This window comes from Aquabacterium sp. (genome assembly GCF_016195855.1).
Lineage (GTDB): Bacteria > Pseudomonadota > Gammaproteobacteria > Burkholderiales > Burkholderiaceae_C > Aquabacterium.
In genome coordinates this window covers 660,277-680,994 of record NZ_JACPYU010000003.1, presented here as the reverse complement: position 1 = coordinate 680,994, position 20,718 = coordinate 660,277, and the positions used below count along the sequence as shown (strand labels likewise).

Sequence of the window (20,718 nt, the reverse complement as noted above, 5' to 3'; positions counted from 1 at the left end):
GGGTCTGCGGAAGTCTTGCAGGCCTTGTCGATGGCCATCGAGCACTGCACCGCTCGCGCCTTCGATCCAAGCCGGGGCCATTATCACTGGCGCTTGGGGGTGACTGGGTGTGAGGCCTTCTGGCCCGCCCATTGCCCCCGGCGACGTGAGGAAAGGAGAAGCATGACAGCGTTTGACTGTGCCGCGACCAGCCCTGAGGGCGTCGCGCCTGGTGCCGATGAAGTGGAGGCGGTGCGCAAGCCCGCCCGTGGGGTGAAGCGTCTGCGCTCGCCCGCCGTGTTGTTCGTGCTGGATGTGATCGAAGGTGTGCGTTTTGTCAGCCACAACGCCCTGGCCATGCTGGGCCTGGTTGCCGTGGTGGGGACCTTGTTCCTGATGGGGCGTGCCGACGTGCGCGCCACCCTGGAGACGCAAACCTTGAGCTGGCTGATGGAGCGTGCCAACCTGCGCGCCAGCGCATCGGTTGACGCCGATGGCGACGATGGCCAGTTGCTGGCCATGGCCGAGCCCGAGGCCATCCAGCGTGCCACGGCCACGAACCCGGCTGAGCTGAACCGCCAGCAGGCATATGTGGCCTATTGGATCTCGCGCCGCTACAACGTGGCGCCTGAGCCCATCAGCCGCCTGGTTCAGGAGGCCTGGACCGTGGGCCACCACATGAACCTGGAGCCGACGCTGGTGCTGGCCGTGATGGCCATCGAATCGGGCTTCAACCCGTTCGCGCAGAGCCATGTGGGCGCGCAAGGCCTGATGCAGGTGATGACCCGTGTGCACCAGGACAAGTACGAGATCTTTGGTGGCCAGAACGCCGCTTTTGACCCGGTGACCAATCTGCGCGTGGGCGTGCAGGTCCTGAAGGATTGCATCCGCAAGGCGGGCAGCCTGGAAGGTGGCCTGAAGTACTACGTGGGCGCGGCCAATCTGGTGGACGACGGTGGTTATGCCGCCAAGGTGCTGGCCGAGCAGGCTTATCTGCGGCAGGTGGCCAATGGCGTCAAGCTGCCGGTGACGGTGTCCTTGCCGCAGGCGGTGGTCCAGGCTGAAGTGCCTGCTGCGCCGGCTGTGGCCGCCAAGGCAGGGGCGGCTGCGGCCAGCCCGGCCGGTGTCCAGCCTGCTGCACCTGTGGCCAGCGAGCCCGCACCCGTGCAGACCGCACCTGCCCGCCGTGTCGAGCAGGTGGCGATGTTGACTGGCATCCGCTAAAGGCGCGCTCTCCGATACAATCCGATTTCGCCGCGCAACTGGCGATACATGGCCGGGGGTTCTTGAACACCTTGGTCTGAGGTGGTGAACCACCGGGAAGCGCGGCCAGCCCAAGCGGCTTTTTGAGCCCGGGCTGTGTCAGCCGTTCGCCTGGGCAGCCCTCACACTTGGCTTTTGTCGAGCCAATGTGGTGGGTCTTCAACCTAGAAGAGGACTGCCAAGTCATGTTTGACCGTGCCCAACACACCATTGCCAACGTCGACGCCGAGCTGTGGGCGGCCATCCAGGCCGAAAACCAGCGTCAGGAAGATCACATCGAGCTGATCGCCTCCGAGAACTACACCTCGCCCGCCGTGATGCAGGCGCAGGGTTCTCAGCTGACCAACAAGTACGCCGAAGGCTATCCAGGCAAGCGCTACTACGGTGGCTGCGAGTACGTGGACGTGGTCGAGCAACTGGCCATTGACCGCCTCAAGCAGTTGTTCGGCGCCGAGTACGCCAACGTGCAACCCAACTCTGGCTCGCAAGCCAACCAGGCCGTGTTCTTCGGCCTGCTGCAGCCTGGCGACACCATCATGGGCCTGAGCCTGGCTGAAGGCGGCCACCTGACGCACGGCATGCCCCTGAACATGTCGGGCAAGTGGTTCAAGGTCGTGTCCTACGGCCTGGACGCCAAGGAAGACATCGACTACGACGCCATGGAGCGTCTGGCGCGCGAGCACAAGCCCAAGCTGATCATCGCGGGTGCTTCCGCTTTCGCCCTGCGCATCGACTTCGAGCGTTTCGCCAAGATCGCCAAGGAAATCGGTGCTTACTTCATGGTGGACATGGCCCACTATGCGGGCCTGATCGCCGCGGGCGTGTACCCCAACCCCGTGCCGCACGCTGACGTGGTCACCTCGACCACCCACAAGAGCCTGCGTGGCCCCCGTGGCGGCATCATCCTGATGCGCGGCGAAGAGATCGCCAAGAAGATCAACAGCGCCATCTTCCCTGGTATCCAGGGTGGCCCGCTGATGCACGTGATCGCCGGCAAGGCCGTGGCTTTCAAGGAGGCCCTGTCGCCCGAGTTCAAGGCTTACCAGCAGCAAGTGGTCAAGAACGCCGCCGCGCTGGCTGACACCCTGACCAAGCGCGGCCTGCGCATCGTGTCGGGCCGTACGGAAAGCCACGTGATGCTGGTGGACCTGCGCCCCAAGAACCTGACGGGCAAGGAAGCCGAAGCCATCCTGGGTGCAGCGCACATGACCTGCAACAAGAACGGCATCCCCAATGACCCGCAAAAGCCGATGGTCACCAGCGGCATCCGTCTGGGCTCGCCGGCTTTCACGACGCGTGGCTTCAAGGAAGAGCAAGCCGTGCAAGTGGGCAACCTGATCGCCGACGTGCTGGACAACCCGCACGACGAGGCCACCCTGGCGCGTGTGCGCGAGCAGGTCGCCGCGCTGACCCGTCAGTTCCCGGTTTACCGTTGATCTGATTGCGCTGATGCGTGACTGACAAACCCGGCTAGGATCAAGGTCCGAAGCCGGGTTTTTTACTTCGTTCTTTGCAGGGAGTTGAAGACACGATGCGTTGCCCTTTTTGCGGTCATCACGACACACAAGTCGTCGAGACACGGGATTCTGATGAAGGGGACTCGACCCGCCGCCGTCGCAAGTGCAATGGCTGCGACAAGCGTTTCACCACGTATGAGCGCGCTGAAATCGAATTGCCGGCCATCGTCAAGCGTGATGGGCGCCGGACGGATTACGACCGCGCCAAGCTCAAGGGCTCGATGATGATCGCGCTGCGCAAGCGGCCGGTCAGCGCCGAGGCCATGGAGAGCGCGATCGAGGCCATCGAGGCGCGCCTGCGCCAGAGCGGCGAGAAGGAAGTGGACTCCACCCAGCTGGGTGAGTGGGTCATGCGCGAGCTGCGCAAGCTCGACAAGGTGGCCTATGTGCGCTTTGCCTCGGTGTACCGCAGCTTTGATGACGTCAGCGAGTTCGTGGCGGCCATCAAGGAGACGGGGAACAAGCGGGGCAAGGCGGCAGCGGACGAGTGAGCCCGCGATGCGATCAAGAAAAAGGCCCCGGCAATTTGCGGGGCCTTTTTATTTGCTTGAAGGTTGCAGGGGCTGTTCAGCGCCAGCACTCGCCTGCGGTCTTGTTGCTGCTTTCCAGAGAGCGCCTGCCGCTGGATTCCAGCACGAAGGTGCCGCATTCGTCTCTGGCCATGAGGCCTGTGCTGCTGGGCGTGGCCTTGATGGTGTAGCCCTGCTGATTAGCAGCGGTGACGGCCACGTCATAGACGATGCCGCCTGAGCTCTGTCTGGTGGTGGTCAAGGTGCCTGGCAGCGTTGGCGGCTGGCCGTTGCTGTCAGCGTAGCTGTTGTTGGCCACGTAATAGCGCTGCATGAACTGGCTGGCTTCCAGCAGGGCCTTTTGCGCGTCTGCGCGACGGCCTCGAGCCACGTTGTTGGTGTACGAAGGATAGGCCAGGGCGCCCAGGATGCCGATGATCGCGATGACGATCATCAGCTCGACCAGGGTGAAGCCGCGTGAAGGGCATGTTGGAACTGCTTTGTTCATGGTTGTGGAGGGGTCAGGATTTGGCGCCAGATGCGGCTGTTGATCTTGGAGCAGGCACCGCTCCGCTTGGCCAGACTCTGGCTTTCGTTGACGCCCACGTCAAAAAGCTCCAGCGATTTCTGTCCGCATGGCGTATTGGGTGTATCTGTGCCCCCACCTGCCGGTGTCGGGAGTTCAGTCTTGCGACGGCCATCCGCACCCGTGGAGTAAACCGAGGCTATGGCATCAGCGGCGTTTACCACGCCATCCCCGTTGGTGTCGACCGTCTGGGTCTTGGTGTAGCGGCCATCCATCAAGGCGGGCAGGAAGAACGAGTACCCCTTGCCATTGGCGCTGCTGCAACTGGGCGTGTCACTGGCCTTGGCTGGCACCACTGTGTTCATGAGGACGAAGTCGTCCACGACCGTAGAAGGGTAGACCAGGCGCTGGCCAGCACCCAGTAACAGGTCGATGAACCAGCCGCGTTTGGCTTTGTAGTCCACCGTGGTGTAGTTGATGTCGTAGTAGGACTGCCCATTGGCGTTCTTGGCCACGGCATTGAGCACGATCTTTTGCTCGACCAGCATGTCGCGGTTGATGTTGGAGGTGGGCAGGCCCGCAGACACGGACAAGGGGGCATCCCACACACCGTAGAGGCTTTGCGTGGTGACGCTGTCAGGGTCGGTATCGTCAAACAGTTTGCCGGTGCCGAACAGGACCATGTAGCCACCGAGAGGGTGGGACACGATGCCTGGCGCAGCTGTGATGGGCTGGCCCGTGGGGGCCACAAACAGGGGTTGCCCCTCCAGGCCTTTGCTGACAGCACCTGATCCATTGACATCAAAGCGCCACATGCGGCCCAGCAGGTCTCCAGCATAAATGGCCACGACTTGCTGGTTGCTGTTCTTGACCAGTTGCACTGCACCCAGGCCATTGTTCTTCTCGTCGCTGGCTGAGACGTCCAGCTTGGTTGTCTTGCCTGAGAACAAATCGATCATCATCAGCACAGCATGGCCATTGGTGCTGTAAGGGCCGTTGCCAACGAACACTTTCCAGGTGCCATCGGGCAGCATGCCTACTTGAGCGTCGCCGAGCATGTAGCCAAAGTCGGGGTCGTCGGTACTGGAGCGCTCCCACATGACTGCATTGGCGTCCAGCGTCTTGCCCGGGGTGACGTCCAGCGCGAAGATGGACCGACCACCAGCCCCCGTGGTGCCGATCAGCACATTTCGCCAAGCGCTGCCATCATAGGCATCGCTTTCGGTCAGTGGGCCATCGACGAAGAAGCGGTGCGGGTTGCCGGCTGTTCCGTAGTCACGGCGAGCGAGGTTGCCTAGCCCCGCCATGGCAGCTTGAGGTACGAAGGCAAAGACTTCCTGGCCGCGTGCTTTGGATGGGTTGGCGCTGTCTCCGTTGGTGCCGTCATAGTCGGCAAAGGCGTGCAGCATGCCGCCGTTGCCGCCCACAAAGAGCAGAGGGGGGCGAGCCGCCTTTCGGTCCCTGAATGCGGCGTAGCTGGATTGCCCCGGGGCCGTGGTCGGCAGTTTGTCGTATTGCAGGTCCACATTGCCCTTGAGTAGCGTGGGGGGGCTGTTGATGAAGTCGCCCAGCAGTGCGTCACGTTGCCTGAAAAGATTCAGCTTTTGTGCAGCATCTTCCTGGCTGGTGTCGCCACGGATGTAGTTGATCAACTGGGCTTCGGTTGCGCCCTCGGGCAGATTGGCCGTGAGTGTGGCATCGTTGGTTGCTCCCACGCTGCCGCTTTGGAACTTGCCGCCTGCTGTGCCTGTCCAGGTCACGATGTTGCGGTCGGCATGGGCCGGCAGTTTTTCCAGTGCGCTCCAGGTGGGTGAGCTTTTTGGGGCCCAATTGTTGACACTGGTGGACTCGTAAGCCTTCACGTCGCCGATCCATTGCTCGGACGTGTACTCGGGCACGTATTTGACGTTGATGGCGTTGACGTACTGCGTTTGCAGCGCCACCCCAGCCTGGGTCATGCCTTCCTGGCGGCCGGCACGGCTCAAGGCTGTGGTCAGGGCGTTGGTCAGCTGGACGGGTGTTTTGACGCTGAAGTACTGGCCACGCGAGTTGATGGCGGCATGCAGCAAATCGTCTACCAGCTTGGGGTCGTTGCCCGAGACGCTGCAACTGTTGTTGGCTTTGGGGTCGGTTGCACTGGGCCACCAGCCTTTTTCTCCGGTGGTCAACTTGTCCAACTGGTTGGCCAGGTCGTTGTAGGGGATGTTGCCTGACACGCCCAGGCCAATGTTGAACTGGACGAGGTGTTGCCAGAACGCAGGATTCTGGGTGAGGTTGTCTTTGCCGGCGGGGACATTGTTGGGCATGTCCTTGATCAGGTCGTTCTTCCAGTAGTACATGGCCACGTCTGCCATGGTGCCTGGGCAGCCGTCCATGTAGGGCGCACGCGGGGTGTACTTGTAGCTCTTGGCGTTGGCGGGGGCCGTGATGGTGGCGGTGCTGGCGGTGCCGTCTTCGTTGCCGATGGTTGTGGTGGAGCCGTTGACCGTGGATTTGGGGTTGCTGCCGGCGTCCGTGTAGTAGCCATCGGTGATCAACAGGTTGTAAGAGCGGCGGCAACTCAGCGAGTTCTCGACCTTGACCGTACCGCCGTCCGGGTCGTCAGCCCAAGGGCTTCGCGAGTCAGTACGCAAGAAATAATCACCCACCCCCGTGATGGCAGAAAGCAGCGGCGTGCCTCCGCGCAGTTTGGGGTCTGCCGTGCTGTTTGTGACTTTGTCGTCACTTTTGAAGGCGCGAATCCACTCGACCAGCGCTTGTTTGCGGCTGGCTTCCATCTTGCGTACACCACTGATCACGTTGCGAGTGCTGACACCATCCACATCGATGGCGCCACTGTGGATGGTGGCCCATCCAGTGCGCAACTTGTTGTCCTTCAACTGCAGGAAGGTTTCAGGCAGGGATGCCTGCGCAATGTGCAGGCGCGTGCGATAGTAAACAAACCAGTTGGCGAAATTCAGCCTCTCGTCAGTGACTGTACAGGTGCTGCCCGCGCAGTCCGTGCGGGTGCTGTATTTCTTGAACGTGGCGCTGCTGTTGATGTCGAATTTGGTGTAGCAACGTACGTCGTTCGGGTCGGGGGCTCCGCCGATTTTTTTGCATGTGGTGCTGGCACCATCCAGGCGGTAGTAGAGGCCCGGGTTGAACGATTTGGCCGACGACGCGCAAGAGAGTTTGTCGCCCGAATTGGCGGGGCCATTGACGCACCATGTGGCGGTCTTGGCAGTGTCTACCTGGGTCAGGTTGGCAAAAGCGCCTGTGGGCTTGTCGGGGTCGAACAAGGCCTTGGTCGGGTCGGCGGCAGGGTAGCGCTTGTATTCGCCCGTGACGGCGTCCTTGCTTGGGAGGATCCAGGGTTTGTAGGTGACGGCGGGGTCGTAGTAGAGGCTGTTGACGTCCGGCGAGCGCATCTGCATCTGGAAAACGCCGGCTGCCGCCGTGTTGTCGCCAGGGATGGCGCCCCCGTCACCCTTGGTGGGCCCTTGGTCTATGGCATGCCGGGTGTCGTTCGGGTGCATGATCACCGAGGTGAAGCCGGGGAACTTGACGATGCCCCCCGCCAGATTCACGTCACCTTCAGGCATGTAGGGAAAGATCATCGACCATGAGGTGTCGAGCGTCACCATCATGTTGGGTGGCACCGCGTTGCCCTGGCTGATCAGTGGGTTCTGCGATGGGGCCGTGGGCGCGGCACTTTGGGCCCAGGCGGGCATCAAAGACTGAGCCTGCAGGCTGACGATGAGCGCTGCAGCAAGGTAACGGGGCCACCGTACGGATCGAGCTGGCGTGTGGAAGAGGGGCATGATCTTGTCCTGATTTCTTGTTGGCTTCAGCTTTGCAGCGAAACGATGGACTGCAGCCAAATCACGGAACCGCTCGCGGTTTCACCGTTGTTCTGGGCCGTGTAGTCGGGGCTGAAACCTCGGGATGTGATGATGATCACGTTGCTGCCCAGGGGGCTGTACTCGGCCATGCATTGCGGCAACTGCCTGGGCAGAGGCATGTTTTCGTTGGACTGCAGGAACGTTTCGGGAACCGTGGTGGCCCGCCCGTTGGTTTGCCAGTTGGCGAAGGTGTTCCAGGCTGGTGACGCCGCATTGGCCGCTTGCACCGTCAGCGTGGAGCCGGCCTTGATGACCTCTGATTCGCAATAGCGCAGGCCGGCTTCGGCAGCTTGTTTGGCCAGTTGTTCCAGCCGGCTGTTGTTGGCAACCATGTCTGCATTGGCGGCGCGGCGCATGGCTGATACGGACACCAGGCCGATTACCACCAACATGACCATGACCACCAGCAGGGTCACACCTTGCTGGCTTTGGCGAGAGCGAGCGTTGCTGTGCATGATGAGTTACTCCAGAGACTGCTGAGCGCGGTTGTGCAGGACAACCGTTGAGGTGAACAGGCGGCGGCTACGCAAGTCGGGTTTGGCTTGCGCGGCGTTGAGTGGCGTCCAGGAGGTCGGTGTGACGGTGTTGCCGTGACAGTCCCGGTATGGCGTGATCTGATCGAGCGCGTTGTCTTCGCTCTGCACGACCACACACAGGCGTACGGACACCACGTTGTTCCAGTTGGTGTCGGCCTGAGCGCCCAGTTCACCGGCTGTCAGGTAATGCTTGGCAAAGGTGCCGGGAACGGCGGTGCCGCCACTGTTGTTGTCTTCGGCCACGCCGTACATCACGGAGAAGTCGGCGATGTTGTCCACCACGGGCTGGGGAACGCCCGGTGCACCCGTTGCGGTACCGTTGCCGCGACATAGCAGGCTACCGTTGGCGGACAAGTAGAAGCGGTTCTCAGCCAGGTAGTAGTTGCCTTTGGGATCGGTGGTGATCAGTGGAACGCCATTGCCCAAACAATCGGTGCCTTGGTTGGCCGCGGTCGGGATGGTGTTGCTGGTGTCGGCTTCGTACAGGACGATCAGCGTGTCGTTGGCGGATGGTGCGCCAGCTTCGCAGGTGAGTACCGCGCCTTTGCTGATCGCCTGCGAAGTCGAAGTGCTGCTCAGGCCGTTCTGACACCCAAAGATCGCTTGTCCGCTGTAGAGCTTGGTCAACCCTGTGCTGGTCGTGCCGATCGGCCGGCTATAGCCGGCCATGGCGACATGGGTGCGCAACAAGCTCAAGGCGGCGTTGGCATCTTCACTCATTTGTGCGATCTGGCTGCCGCTGCGGCTGCTGGAGCCGGAGCTGGCGTACATCGCCAGGCTGGCGCCAATCACGCTCAGCCCCACGACCATGGCCACCAGCAACTCGACCAGTGTCAGGCCCGTTTGCCGCAGGCTGGTACGGCGATGAAAGTCGAAGGCGGCGTTCATAGGACAACGTGGAAGTACATGCAGCGAACTTGCGCAGGCTGCTTGAAGGAAGTGGGGCAGGTGTCCACCGCGGGCGTGTTTTCCGTACCGCTGGCACTGGAGGGGTCGGTCCAGGCAATCCAGATGTCGGCGGCGTCCCGTTTGGACGCATTGGCCTCGACGCTCACGTAGGCCGTGCCCTCGGGCAACTGGTCGTATACGTTGCGACGCCATTGCGCGAGGTCATAGGCAGCCATTTGATCAAAGGTGCACTTTGTGGTGCCCGTGCAGGCCGTCTGTGCATCTGCGGGGGCCTGCGTTGGGCGGCTGTAGGCGTCGGTCAGGTTGTAGGCCTTCATGTCAGCGCTAGCAGGGTGGTTGGCGCGCATGCGGTCAGCCAGGTCATTGGCGAGCAAGGTGGCGAGCGATCGGAACTCGGAGGTCTTGCCGAATTGCACGGCATTGGCCTGCATGGCCGCCATCGCCAGCACGCCCAGTGCCAGCAGGAGGATGGACACGAGCACTTCGATCAGGGTTGCGCCACGTTGACGGCGCATGGGGCGGAGGAACGTCATCATGTTGAGCAAAGGCCCTTGTTGTCAGGTTTCGAGATGCGGGCTCGCCCTGTGGATCCGACCGATACGCAGCGGATGATGTCTGCCAGCGCGTCGGGCTTGCTGTTGGAGTCCGGCATCACGGTGAATGTGCCGTTGTTGACAGGAAAGAGCATGCCGTTGGCCCGGAAGGTGAGGACCGCATTGTCCGCATTGCCCTTGTAGGTCAAGGTGCCGCTAGCGCGAAAAGGTGCTTGCACCTTCAGCAACTGTTCGCCGGCATTGAATTGACCGAGGCTGCCGTTGTGGTCAACAAAGACGAGCCACCCTGTGGCCCAGTTGCTTGCTCCACCGTTGAGGCATTGAGGTTGAGCCGCTTCCGGGTTGGCGCTGGCGCAAATGGTGACTGGCTGGCCCCGTTTGATGGATTCGGAGCGGGCCAAGCGCAAACCAGCACCGAGGGCTTCGGCCTGGCTGGTCACGGTTCGCTTGAGCAGCATGGTACGCAGGCCTGGCGTGGCCAGCGTGGCCAGAATGGCCATGATCGCAAGGGTGAACATGAGTTCGATCAGCGTGAAGCCTTTGCGCCGCACGCCTGTCTGCTTGCCCACCCTGGAAAATCGGTAATTGTTCATGTTTTGATTATGTTCAGCCTGCGTGGTTTGTGGCAGCAGGCAGCCCGACGAGTGGTTGCTGCGCGAGGATGGGCGGCAACGATGCTTCAGAATGTGTGGTTTTCCCCCTGTTTTGAGGGGTGGGTGATTCCGGATGGTGAACAGCAACGCGCACGTGGATGACCAATTTCTGCATCAGGCCGTGAGCCTGGCCAGGCAGGCCATTGGCCTGTCCGAACCCAACCCGCGGGTGGGGTGCGTGCTGGTGTCGCCCAGTGGGCAGGTGCTGGGCCAGGGCCACACGCAGCAAGCCGGTGGGCCGCATGCCGAGGTCATGGCCCTGCGCGATGCCCAGGCGCAAGGCGCCTCGGTCGCAGGTGCCACGGCTTATGTGACGCTGGAGCCCTGCTCGCACCACGGGCGCACGCCGCCCTGTGCGGATGCGCTGGTCAAGGCCGGTGTGGCCCGTGTGGTGGTGGCCTTGCTCGATCCCAATCCCCTGGTGGGCGGGCAGGGTGTGACACGTCTGCAGGAGGCGGGTATCCAGGTGGATGTGGTGCCACCCGATCACGCCAGCGCCGTGGCGGCGCGTGAGTTGAACATCGGCTTCTTGTCTCGCATGGTGCGCCAGCGCCCCTGGGTGCGCATGAAGATGGCGGGCTCGCTCGATGGCCGCACGGCGCTGGGCAATGGCCAGAGCAAGTGGATCACCGGCGAGGCGGCGCGTGCCGATGGGCAGGTATGGCGCGCACGGGCCGGCGCGGTGTTGACAGGCATCGGTACGGTGCTGGCCGATGATCCGCGGCTGGATGTGCGGGCCATCGAGACGCGTTGCCAGCCCCTGCGTGTGGTGCTGGATTCGCATTGGCGCACGCCGCCGGCTGCGCGCCTGTGGGCCGAGCCCGGTGAGGCGCTGGTCTGTGGCTTGGCCGCTTCGCATCTGGACGAAGCGGGGCAGGTACGCCGCCAGGTTCTGGAGGACGCGGGCCGTTCGGTGCTGGAGGTGGCGGCAGACGCCAGCGGATCGCATCCGGATCTGGGTGTGGTCTTGTCGGCCCTGGCCCGGCATGGCGTCAATGAGCTGCATGTGGAGGCCGGGGCACGCTTGAACGCGGCCCTGATCGCGGACGGCTGGGTGGACGAGTACCTGGTCTACCTGGCGCCCAAGTTGATCGGGCCGGGCAGGGCCCTGGCCGATTTGCCTGCACTGGACGACCTGTCCGGGGTGGTGGACCTGCGCTTCCATGATGTGCAATTGGTGGGCGAGGACCTGCGCGTGCTGGCCAGGCCGCCCGGGCGCGCCGCCTTCTAAGGGGCTGTCGGCGGGGCGGCAGGCGCCACAAAGGCAGGTCTAACGCACGCTTGCCCCCTGATTCGTTTGCGGCTACTTGGTGTTTTCCCCCGAAACCGGCCCTGGGCCCGCCTACAATCGTGGGATGCCCATTTCACCCATCCCCGAGCTGATTGCCGAACTCGCCGCTGGCCGCATGGTCATCCTGGTCGATGAAGAGGACCGCGAGAACGAAGGCGATCTTGTGCTGGCGTCTGACCACGTCACGCCCGAAGCGATCAATTTCATGGCCAAGTATGGCCGTGGCCTGATCTGTCTGACTTTGACGCGCGATCGCTGCGAGCGGCTGCAATTGCCGCCCATGGCCACCCGCAATGGCACCAAGCATGGCACGGCCTTCACCGTGTCCATTGAGGCTGTTGAAGGTGTGACCACGGGGATCTCGGCGGCCGACCGCGCCCGCACCGTGCAGGCCGCCGTGGCGCGTGACGCCAAGGCCTCCGACCTGGTGCAGCCCGGCCACATCTTCCCGCTGCAGGCGCAAGACGGCGGCGTGCTGATGCGCGCAGGCCATACCGAAGCCGGTTGTGATCTGGCTGGCATGGCCGGCCTGACGCCTTCGTCGGTGATCTGCGAGATCATGAACGACGACGGCACCATGGCCCGTCTGCCTGATCTTGAAATCTTCGCCAAGGAACATGGCATCAAGATCGGCACCATTGCCGATCTGATCCAGTACCGCAGCCGCAACGAGTCACTGATCACGAACCTGGGCAAGCGCACGATGAACACGCCTGAAGGCGCGTTCGAGGCCACCGTGTTCCGTGACCGGACTGGCGCGCTGCACCTGGCCTTGAGCCTGGGCGCCTGGACGCCAGAAGACGAGGTGCTGGTGCGCGTGCACGAGCCCCTGTCCGTGCTGGATTGGCTGGATGCCGGCAGCCGCATGCACTCGTGGCCGCTGCCCAAGGCGCTGGCCGCCGTGCGTGAGGCCGGCCGTGGCGTGTTGGTGCTGCTCAATGCCGGTGACGACACCGAGCGCCTGGCCGAACGCCTGCTGCCCTCGACGCCCGAGCAAGCGCCCAAGACCCCTGTCGATTTGCGCACCTACGGTGTGGGTGCCCAGATCCTCAAAACCCTGGGTGTGCACCGCATGCGCCTGATGGGCAACCAGCAGCGTCTGCCCAGCATGGTCGGCTACGGCCTGGAGGTCACCGGCTTCCTGACCTCCGATGGCGTCACTCTGGCCCCCACGCATTGATTTTCCTGGTGTGATCTGCAGCGTATTTCGCCATGTGACGCGCGCTTCTTTCGCTCTTTATCTCTGAACACTTCGCTCTTTTATCTGGAACACACACTATGCAAGGCGCTGAAAAAGGACAAGCCGGCCGCATGGACGGCAACGACCTGCGGGTCGGCATCGTTCAGGCTCGCTTCAACGACGAACTGACCTCCCGCATGGCCACGCTCTGCATCGACGAGCTGGTCAAGCTGGGCGTGTCGCCCAAGCACATCCAGCACGTGACGGTGCCCGGTGCCCTGGAAGTGCCGGTGGCCCTGCAGGCCATGGCCGACAGCGAGCGTTTTGACGCCCTGGTGGCGCTGGGTTGCATCATCCGCGGTGAGACCTACCACTTCGAGCTGGTGTCCAACGAAAGCGGTGCGGGCGTGACCCGTGTCAGCCTGGACCACCATGTGCCCATCGCCAACGCCATCCTGACGGTTGAGAACCAGGAGCAGGCCGAAGCCCGTGTCGAAGAAAAAAGCCGTGACGCCGCCCGTGTGGCCGTCGAAATGGCCAACTTGCTGGATGACCTGCTGTGAGCCAAACGCCTGATTCTTCTTCCAAGCCGGCTGCGCCGCTGGAAGGCCGCCCCGCTCGCAAATCGGCCGCTGGCGGCCCGCTGCGGGACCGTGCCAAGTCCTCGCGCCGCCGTGCGCGCGAGTTCGCGCTTCAGGGCCTGTACGAGTGGCAGATCAACACCCGTGAAGCAGGCAGTATCGACGCTCACATCCGGGAACAAGACGAGTTTGCCAAGTGTGACCGGGCTCATTACGATGCCCTGCTGCACGGCTGCATCGACCAGAAAGTGCAACTGGATGCAGCATTGCTCAAGTTTCTGGATCGACCTGTCGAAGAATTGTCGCCAGTCGAGCACGCCGTGCTCTGGATTGGTGCGTACGAACTGACGCACTGTCTGGACGTGCCATACAAGGTCGCCATCAACGAGGCGGTCGAGTTGGCCAAGAGCTTCGGCGGAACCGACGGGCATAAATACGTCAATGGCGTGCTGGACCACCTGGCCCCCAGCCTGCGCCCTGATGAGGTCAAAGCGGCGCGCCCTGGCAAAAAGTAAGGCGCGCCTTTTCCGGGTGCCTGATACGTGTCGACGCCAACTCAACCCGCGGTAACGCAGCCTTATGAAGAGGAGGCTGACCGCTTGGCGGACGACATCGACACGATCGCTGAAACCCGCCCGCTGCCCCCTGAGCCCGAGACCGTCGAGGTCGGGCGTGGCCGCCCTGAACTGCTGCCCAGCATCGGCCACATTGGCCGTTATGCGCTGAAGTACAAGATCGGCGAGGGCGGCCTGGGCACGGTGTTTGCGGCCCATGACCCGCTGCTGTCGCGCCTGATCGCGATCAAGACCTTGCATGTGGACCTGCCGCTGTCTGACCGCGAGCAGTTCAATGCCTTGTTCCTCAATGAGGCCAAGGCCGCCGGCAGCCTGAACCACCCGCACATCGTCACGATGTACGACGCGGGCACGAGCGAGCAGGGCACCTATATCGCCATGGAGTTGCTACGCGGCAAGGACCTGCGTCAGCTGCTGGCCATGGGCTGGAAGCCGACGCCGGCGCAGTCCGCGATGATCGTGCGCCGCGTGGCCGATGCGCTGTCTTACGCGCATCACAAGGGCGTGATCCACCGCGACATCAAGCCTGCCAACATCTTCATGGTCGGGCGCACGCAGCCGCGTGTGCTGGACTTCGGCATCGCCCGCATCCGCCAGGCCGAGTCGCTGGCGCAGCGTGACGACCCGCAAAGCCGCTTTCAGGAAATCGTGGGTGGCTCGCCTTATTACATGGCTCCCGAGCAGGTCGAGCGCAAGCCGGTGGACCGCCGTGTGGACGTGTACGCCCTGGGTGTGGTGCTGTATGAGCTGCTGACCTTCAAGCGCGCCTTCAGTGGCAACAGCCTGGAAGAGATCGCCGAGGCGGTGTTGAGCAAGCCCGTGCCCCTGGTGCATGAGGTCAACCCGGATGTGCCGACGGTGCTGTCCGAGATCGTGGCGCGCGCCATGCACCGCGACCCCGAACAGCGCACGCGCTCGGCCAGGCGTTTGTCGGCCGAGTTGCGCGGCTGGCTTGACAGCCTGGATGGCCAGCAGGGGCGCGAGGCGGCCAGGAGCCCGGCCAAGATGCCCCGCGTGGCCCGCCCCGGTTTGTGGACGGTGGCCGCCGCCGGCTGGATCGCCGCGTTGGTGGGCGTGGCTTGGTTTGTCTGGCAGTCACGTGCAGCGCATGTGGCTTCATCCTCATCGGCTGTGCCAGCCCTGGTGGAGGCCACGCCTCGGGCTGCCTTGCCCAAGACCTCGTCCAAAGTGGATCTCAAAGCGGAGCCCGCTGCGCAGGTGGTGGCCGCTCAGGCCCCCGTGGCGCAGGCTCCGAAGTCCGCCGCCCCTGCTGTTCCGTCTGCGGCGTTGCCGGCGTCGGTTACGGTGGCCGGTGCGTCAGTGCCCGCTCAGGCCGCTGCTGAAGCGGCTTCTGCGGTGGCCACGGCTCACGGCACCCTCAAGCTGGCCATCAGCCCTTGGGGCGAGGTGCTGGTGGATGGCCGCGCCATGGGCGTGGCGCCACCACTGAACCAGCTCAATCTGCCTGCCGGTCAGCACGTGATCACCATTCGCAATGGCGATGCACCGGATTTCCGTCAGACAATTGAAGTGCGGCCAGGCAAGGCCGTGTATGTCAAACATCGATTTTAAAAATACGGAAGACGCTCAAGTCATGAAGTCAACAAGCGTTCCCCGCAAGGGTTGGGAGAAGTCCACGGTGCTGTCGTCGTGGGCTGTGTTGGTCGCCGTGGGCATGTTGTCTGCCTGCTCGTCCATGAAGCACAAAGAGGCTGATCAGTCGGCGGCCGTGTCGGCTGCGCCACCGGTGGTGGTCGCGCCTGCACCCGTGGTGGTGGAAGAGCCTGCGCTCAAGAAACCGACGGCGGCCGAGATGTCCTTGGCCGATGGCGTGAAGGCCTACCAGGGCGGGCAGTACCGCATGGCTGAAACCCAGTTGAAGACGGCTCTGCAGGCCGGCTTGACGGCCCCGGCCGACGTCGCCAATGCCCACAAGCACCTGGCCTTCATCTACTGCACCAGCAAGCGCGACACGCCTTGCCTGGCTGCGTTCAAGGCAGCCAAGGCGGCAGACCCGAGCTTTGCCCTGAGCAAGGCCGAGGCCGGCCACCCGATGTGGGCCAAGACCTACAAGAAGGCGCTGGGCCTCAAGTAAGCCGGACCCTGGGCCTGACCTTGAGGCTTGGGTTCAGCCTCAGGCCATCACGATGTCGAGCTGGCGGTCGCCCTGACCGGCCCAGCGGCGTGTTTCCTCTTCAAGCAAGTGCAGCGTGCGTGGGTGCATGCTCGCCCACTTGCGCTCCAGCACTAGCCGGGCTTTGCCCCGTGCGCGTTGCAGGGTGGCCACCTTGGGCGGCAGTTCAATGCGGGCGTGGTGCAGGATGAGGGCCAGACGCAGGCACAGCACCTGGGACATCAAGGCGGTGTCATGCAGGTGTTCGGCCAGCTTGATGAGCTCGCCACGTTGACCCAGCACGAGTGACGCCAGGCGCCGCAACTGCGATTGCGAAAAGCCCGATGCATCCACATGGCCCAGCAGGTAGGCGCTGTGCCGGTGGTGGTCGTGGTGCGACACCATCATGCCGATCTCGTGCAGCGTGGCGGCCCAGCCCAGTTCGCGGGCGTCTTCGCCATCGGCACTGGCAGCGGGCTCTTGCAGGCTTTGCCACAGTGACAGGGCGCGGTTGCGCACGCGGTTGGCCTGGGCCTGATCCACGCGGAAGCGTTGTTGCAGCTCGCGCACGGAGGTGTCGCGCGGATCGGGCAGGCGGTGGTTGCGTGCGGCTTCCAGGCGCTCTTCCAGATCGAAGATCACGCCCTGGCGCAGGGCCCCCTTGGCAGGCCGCAGGGCCTCGATGTCGAAGTGCTGGGACAGCGTGTAGAGGATGGACAGCCCGCCGCCCAGCACAGCCTTGCGTTCGGGCTTGAGGCCCGGCAGGTTGAGGGCTTCGGTCGAGCCGGCCGCCAGGCATTGTTCGATACACCAGCGCAAGCCTTCGGGCGTGATGTTGCCGTCGGTGATGCTGTTGGCCACCAGGATCTGGGATACGGCACCCACCGTGCCCGATGAGCCCAGCGCCTCTTGCCACTGCTGTCGGCCAAACAGGGTGAGGGCTTCTTCCAGCTCGGCCCCCGCGGCGATCTGGGCAGCGCGGAAGTACTCGGCGGTGTAGCGGCCTTGCGGGAAGTGCTGGATGGACAGGCTCACGCTGCCCACCCCGAAGGATTCGGCACGCTGCGGGGTGCGCCCGTGGCCCAGGATCATCTCGGTGGAGCGCCCACCGATGTCGATGACCAGCCGGGGCAGTTCGCTGGGTTGCAGGCGGGACACGCCCTGGTAAATCAGGCGGGCTTCTTCTCGGCCGGAGATCACCTCGATGGGGTGGCCCAGCACGCGGTCGGCGCGCTGCAGGAAGGCGTCGCGGTTGCGGGCTTCACGCAGGGTCTGAGTGGCCACCGCACGCACCTGCCAGGGGGCAAAGCCCTTGAGCCGCTGGGCAAAACGGGCCAGGCAGGCCAGGCCGCGCTGGGTGGCCTCTTCGGTCAGCAGGCCGTGGCTGTCCAGCCCGGCACCCAGGCGCACGGTCTCCTTGAGGTAGTCCACGCGTTTGTAGCGGCCCTTGGACAGCTCGGCAATCTCCAGCCGGAAGCTGTTGGACCCCATGTCGATGGCCGCCAGCAGATGGGGGTGGCTGCTGTTGTCCAGGCCAGGCGCCTGGGGCTTGCTTGTCTTGGCGATGAGCTTGTCCATGGCTGGTATTGTCCCTGCTTTGCATGACAGCGCGACCCTGCTCGGCAGGTGTGGTTGACAGGATTGCTAAGATCGACGCATGACTTTGACTTATATCGTGACCGCGACCTTTGTTGGCGGTCTGATCTCGGTGCTGCTGGCTGCGGCCCTGTCAGCACCTTTGCTGGGCCTGATCGTTCGCCATCTGGTGAGCCTGTCCACCGGCGTGCTGCTGGGTACGGCCTTGCTGCATGTGCTGCCCGAGGCCTTCGAGTCATCCAAGCCACCGCAAGGTTTGTTTCTGACTTTGCTGGGTGGGCTGCTGTTCTTCTTCCTGCTGGAGAAGGCCGAGCTGTATCGCCACGGCCACCACCATGAGCACGATGGCCACCATCACCACCATCATTTCGATCGTGAGCAGGCAGGCCGAGGTGGCTGGAGCGTGCTGGTGGGCGACAGCATCCACAACTTCTGCGATGGCGTGCTGATCGCCGCGTCCTTCCTGGCCGATCCGCACCTGGGCTTCGTGACCTCGCTGGCCATCATTGCCCACGAGATCCCGCAAGAGGTGGGTGACTACATCGTGCTGATCAATGCGGGCTTCTCGCGCATGCGGGCCCTGGTCTACAACATGATCTCGGGCATGGCCGCCGTGGTGGGGGGCGTGCTGGGCTACTTCCTGATCGTGCCGTTCCAGGAATACCTGCCCTACATGATGGTGGTGGCGGCCAGCAGCTTTGTGTATGTGGCCGTGGCCGACCTCATCCCCCAGTTGCAGAAGCGGCTCAATGGCCGTGACACCGTGCTGCAGATCTTCTGGCTGGCCGTGGGGCTGGTGATGATCGCTTCGATCGTGCATGGCATCCACGATCATTGATGGGCTGCTGATGGCCCATTGATTCGCTTGTGGCAAGCACCAGCCCGCTGAGGTCAGGCAGGCTTGTCGGTGGGCTTGAGCCGCGTGGACACGATGCCTGCGCCGATGATGAGCAGCATGCCCACGATGCCATCGGCGCTCAGGCGCTCGACAAACAGCAGCATGCCCAGCACGCTGGCATGCACGATCCCCAGGTACTGCAGGCTGGCATTGACCAGCATGCGGCCTTGCGCATAGGCGCGGGTCATCAGCAACTGGGCAATGGTGGCGAACGCACCCACACCCGTGAGGGCCGCCCAGGCGGTCCATGGCAGCTGCGCCAGCGGTGTCGGGTTGGCCAGGCCGGGGATCAGCCAGCTCATGGCCCCCAGCACGGTGCCGGTCAGCGAGAAGTAGAAGACGACGCGGACCTCGGGCTCGCCAGCACGGCCCAGTGCGGTCACCTGCACATAGGCCATGGCGGCCAGCATGCCTGAGATGACGCCGAGGATGCCTGCGACGATCTGCTCACGCGCCAGGGTAGGGTGCAGCACCAGCCCCACACCGACAAAGCCCACCACGACGGCCAGCACCAGCCTGCGGTCCACGCGCGCGCCGCCCAGCAGGCCTGAGCGGATCAGCAGGTACACCGCGAGCCACACCGAGGACATGTAGTTGAGCGTGACGGCCGTGGCCAGCGGCAGGCGGCCAATGCAGTAGAACCACAGCGACAGCGCGAACACACCGGCCAGGCCACGCTTGAGGTGCATCATCGGCACCTTGGTCTGCAGGCTGCTGCCCGTGCCCCAAGCGATCATGGCCATCATCACAGCGCCCACCAGGCCACGTGCGCTGACCACCGCGGCGGTACCGAAGTGCGCGGACGCCAGCTTGACGCACACGCCCATGCAGGCGAACAGCAAGGTCGCCAACACCATCTGGACGTAGGGTGAGACGCGTGGTTTCAGGGCCTGTCAGTCCTTGAAGGTCATGACGCGCCGATACCACTCGTGGAAGTGCTGCATGCCGTCTTCCATCGGGCTCTGGTAGGGGCCAACTTCGTTGTCGCCACGCGCATACAAGGCCTTGCGGCCAGCGTCCATGCGCTCACCGATCTCGTCGTCCTCGATGCAGGTCTCCATGTAGGCGGCCTGCTGGGCTTCGACGAACTCGCGCTCGAAGGCGGCGATCTCTTCGGGGTAGTAGAACTCCACCACGTTGAGCGTCTTCTGCGGCCCTTGCGGGTACATGTTGGACACCACCAGCACGTGCGGGTACCACTCCACCATCATCGTGGGGTAGTAGGTCAGCCACACGGCACCCTGGTTGGGCTTTTCGCCGCCACGGTAGTTGAGCAGCACTTCGCGCCACTTCTTGTAGATGTCCGAGCCCGGCTTGTCGAAGGTCTTGGCCACGCCCACGGTCTGCACCGAGTACTCCTTGGCCATGTCCCAGCTCAGGTCGTCGCAGGTCACGAAGTTGCCCAGGCCAGGGTGGAAGGGGCCAACGTGGTAGTCCTCCAGATAGACCTCGATGAAGGTCTTCCAGTTGTAGTTGCACTCGTGCAGCTCGACCTTGTCGAGCACGTAGCCCGAGAAATCCAGGTCGCCACCGGGCTTGAAGCGCGTGTCGATGCCTGCCAGGTCCGCGGCAATGTCGCGGCCGTTGTCCTCGAACAGCAGGCCGTTCCAGTTGCGAACCTTGTAGTTGTTCAGGTTCAGGCAGGGATCGTGGTCGAAGTGCGGCGCACCGATCAGCTCGCCCTGGTGGCTGTAGGTCCAGCGGTGCAAGGGGCAGACGATGTTGTTGCGGCTGTTGCCACGGCCCTTGAGCATGACCGCCTGGCGGTGGCGGCACACGTTCGAGATCAGCTCGATGCCTTGGGGCGAGCGCACCAGGGCACGGCCTTCGTTTTCTTGCGGCAGGGCATAGAAATCGCCAACCTCGGGCACGCTCAGCGCGTGGCCCAGGTAGCGAGGACCGGACTGGAAGATGCGCTCAAGCTCCTGTTGGTGTAGCAACTCGTCAAAGTAGACGGACACGGGCAGCTGTGTGTGACTGCGGCTGAGGGCGTTGAGTGCGGTACTCAGGTCGGACATGATCCCCAGGATCTCCAAAAACCAATGTCAACCCCCCTTAGGTCTTGAGGACCAAGGGCTTTGAACTATCCCTGGCACGGCGCCAGGGGCCTGGTGTTTCCCGCAACGAAACGCAAACACAAGATGCACAAACACA

19 protein-coding genes and 1 riboswitch are annotated in these 20,718 nt (G+C 63.5%); of the genes, 10 read left to right on the top strand and 9 right to left on the bottom strand.

Features of this window, described 5'->3' with window-relative positions; translation table 11 throughout:
• The first annotated feature begins 336 nt into the window (after nucleotides 1–336).
• The 3 genes from HY019_RS04500 to nrdR all read left to right on the top strand — a co-directional run bounded on the left by HY019_RS04500 (nucleotide 337) and on the right by nrdR (nucleotide 3,250).
• Entirely contained in the window at nucleotides 337–1,203 is an 867-nt protein-coding gene (locus tag HY019_RS04500; RefSeq protein WP_290689165.1) for a lytic transglycosylase domain-containing protein, read from the top strand.
• Nucleotides 1,204–1,227: 24 nt separating this feature from the next.
• Nucleotides 1,228–1,366: riboswitch (ZMP/ZTP riboswitch) on the top strand.
• Between the two features lie 61 nt (nucleotides 1,367–1,427).
• Nucleotides 1,428–2,678 carry a serine hydroxymethyltransferase gene (gene glyA, locus HY019_RS04495; protein ID WP_290688685.1) on the top strand — a complete coding sequence of 417 codons (1,251 nt, stop codon included), beginning with the start codon at nucleotides 1,428–1,430 and terminating at the stop codon, nucleotides 2,676–2,678.
• A gap of 95 nt (nucleotides 2,679–2,773) precedes the next feature.
• The gene (gene nrdR, locus HY019_RS04490) at nucleotides 2,774–3,250 is read left to right on the top strand and encodes a transcriptional regulator NrdR (RefSeq protein WP_290688683.1); all 477 of its coding nucleotides are present in this window, start codon (nucleotides 2,774–2,776) and stop codon (nucleotides 3,248–3,250) included.
• A 76-nt stretch (nucleotides 3,251–3,326) separates the two neighbouring features.
• On the opposite strand, the gene HY019_RS04485 is transcribed toward nrdR, so the two are convergent.
• The 6 genes from HY019_RS04485 to HY019_RS04460 are packed head-to-tail and all read right to left on the bottom strand — an operon-like array spanning nucleotide 3,327 to nucleotide 10,417.
• The gene (locus HY019_RS04485; RefSeq protein ID WP_290688681.1) at nucleotides 3,327–3,776 is read right to left on the bottom strand and encodes a type IV pilin protein; all 450 of its coding nucleotides are present in this window, start codon (nucleotides 3,774–3,776) and stop codon (nucleotides 3,327–3,329) included.
• Nucleotides 3,773–7,597 (bottom strand): PilC/PilY family type IV pilus protein, encoded by a 3,825-nt coding sequence (locus HY019_RS04480; RefSeq protein ID WP_290688679.1) that lies wholly within the window; start codon nucleotides 7,595–7,597, stop codon nucleotides 3,773–3,775. The genes HY019_RS04485 and HY019_RS04480 overlap by 4 nt, the downstream gene beginning before the upstream one ends.
• A gap of 26 nt (nucleotides 7,598–7,623) precedes the next feature.
• On the bottom strand, nucleotides 7,624–8,133 hold the full coding sequence (locus HY019_RS04475; protein WP_290688677.1) for a hypothetical protein: 510 nt from the start codon (nucleotides 8,131–8,133) through the stop codon (nucleotides 7,624–7,626).
• 6 nt (nucleotides 8,134–8,139) lie between these two features.
• Complete coding sequence (locus tag HY019_RS04470; RefSeq protein WP_290688675.1) at nucleotides 8,140–9,102, bottom strand: PilW family protein; 963 nt, start codon at nucleotides 9,100–9,102, stop codon at nucleotides 8,140–8,142.
• Nucleotides 9,099–9,659, bottom strand: a complete 561-nt coding sequence (gene pilV / locus HY019_RS04465; protein WP_290688673.1) for a type IV pilus modification protein PilV — start codon at nucleotides 9,657–9,659, stop codon at nucleotides 9,099–9,101. The genes HY019_RS04470 and pilV overlap by 4 nt, the downstream gene beginning before the upstream one ends.
• Nucleotides 9,656–10,417, bottom strand: coding sequence for a GspH/FimT family pseudopilin (locus HY019_RS04460; protein ID WP_290688671.1), 762 nt, complete (start codon nucleotides 10,415–10,417; stop codon nucleotides 9,656–9,658). Before HY019_RS04460 ends, pilV begins: the two co-directional genes overlap by 4 nt.
• Before the next feature lie 7 nt (nucleotides 10,418–10,424).
• Between HY019_RS04460 and ribD the strand changes: the two genes are divergently transcribed.
• The 6 genes from ribD to HY019_RS04430 all read left to right on the top strand — a co-directional run bounded on the left by ribD (nucleotide 10,425) and on the right by HY019_RS04430 (nucleotide 16,052).
• Complete coding sequence (gene ribD / locus HY019_RS04455) at nucleotides 10,425–11,561, top strand: bifunctional diaminohydroxyphosphoribosylaminopyrimidine deaminase/5-amino-6-(5-phosphoribosylamino)uracil reductase RibD (protein ID WP_290688669.1); 1,137 nt, start codon at nucleotides 10,425–10,427, stop codon at nucleotides 11,559–11,561.
• Nucleotides 11,562–11,685: 124 nt separating this feature from the next.
• Nucleotides 11,686–12,801: a bifunctional 3,4-dihydroxy-2-butanone-4-phosphate synthase/GTP cyclohydrolase II gene (ribBA, locus tag HY019_RS04450; protein ID WP_290688668.1), complete on the top strand. Its 1,116-nt coding sequence runs from the start codon at nucleotides 11,686–11,688 to the stop codon at nucleotides 12,799–12,801.
• Nucleotides 12,802–12,899: 98 nt separating this feature from the next.
• Entirely contained in the window at nucleotides 12,900–13,364 is a 465-nt protein-coding gene (gene ribH / locus HY019_RS04445) for a 6,7-dimethyl-8-ribityllumazine synthase (protein ID WP_290688667.1), read from the top strand.
• A 38-nt stretch (nucleotides 13,365–13,402) separates the two neighbouring features.
• Nucleotides 13,403–13,897 (top strand): transcription antitermination factor NusB, encoded by a 495-nt coding sequence (gene nusB, locus HY019_RS04440; RefSeq protein WP_290689164.1) that lies wholly within the window; start codon nucleotides 13,403–13,405, stop codon nucleotides 13,895–13,897.
• Between the two features lie 84 nt (nucleotides 13,898–13,981).
• Nucleotides 13,982–15,529 carry a serine/threonine-protein kinase gene (locus tag HY019_RS04435; protein WP_290688665.1) on the top strand — a complete coding sequence of 516 codons (1,548 nt, stop codon included), beginning with the start codon at nucleotides 13,982–13,984 and terminating at the stop codon, nucleotides 15,527–15,529.
• A 22-nt stretch (nucleotides 15,530–15,551) separates the two neighbouring features.
• Nucleotides 15,552–16,052: a TssQ family T6SS-associated lipoprotein gene (locus HY019_RS04430; RefSeq protein WP_290688663.1), complete on the top strand. Its 501-nt coding sequence runs from the start codon at nucleotides 15,552–15,554 to the stop codon at nucleotides 16,050–16,052.
• Between the two features lie 39 nt (nucleotides 16,053–16,091).
• On the opposite strand, the gene HY019_RS04425 is transcribed toward HY019_RS04430, so the two are convergent.
• Nucleotides 16,092–17,648, bottom strand: a complete 1,557-nt coding sequence (locus HY019_RS04425; RefSeq protein ID WP_290688661.1) for a Ppx/GppA phosphatase family protein — start codon at nucleotides 17,646–17,648, stop codon at nucleotides 16,092–16,094.
• A gap of 79 nt (nucleotides 17,649–17,727) precedes the next feature.
• Here HY019_RS04425 and HY019_RS04420 point away from each other — a divergent pair, with 79 nt between their 5' ends.
• The gene (locus HY019_RS04420) at nucleotides 17,728–18,504 is read left to right on the top strand and encodes a ZIP family metal transporter (protein ID WP_290688659.1); all 777 of its coding nucleotides are present in this window, start codon (nucleotides 17,728–17,730) and stop codon (nucleotides 18,502–18,504) included.
• A gap of 53 nt (nucleotides 18,505–18,557) precedes the next feature.
• Here HY019_RS04420 and HY019_RS04415 read toward each other — a convergent pair whose 3' ends face one another.
• Nucleotides 18,558–19,421 (bottom strand): DMT family transporter, encoded by an 864-nt coding sequence (locus HY019_RS04415; protein WP_290688658.1) that lies wholly within the window; start codon nucleotides 19,419–19,421, stop codon nucleotides 18,558–18,560.
• Between the two features lie 36 nt (nucleotides 19,422–19,457).
• Entirely contained in the window at nucleotides 19,458–20,582 is a 1,125-nt protein-coding gene (locus tag HY019_RS04410; protein WP_290688657.1) for an aromatic ring-hydroxylating dioxygenase subunit alpha, read from the bottom strand.
• Between the last annotated feature and the right edge of the window lie 136 nt (nucleotides 20,583–20,718).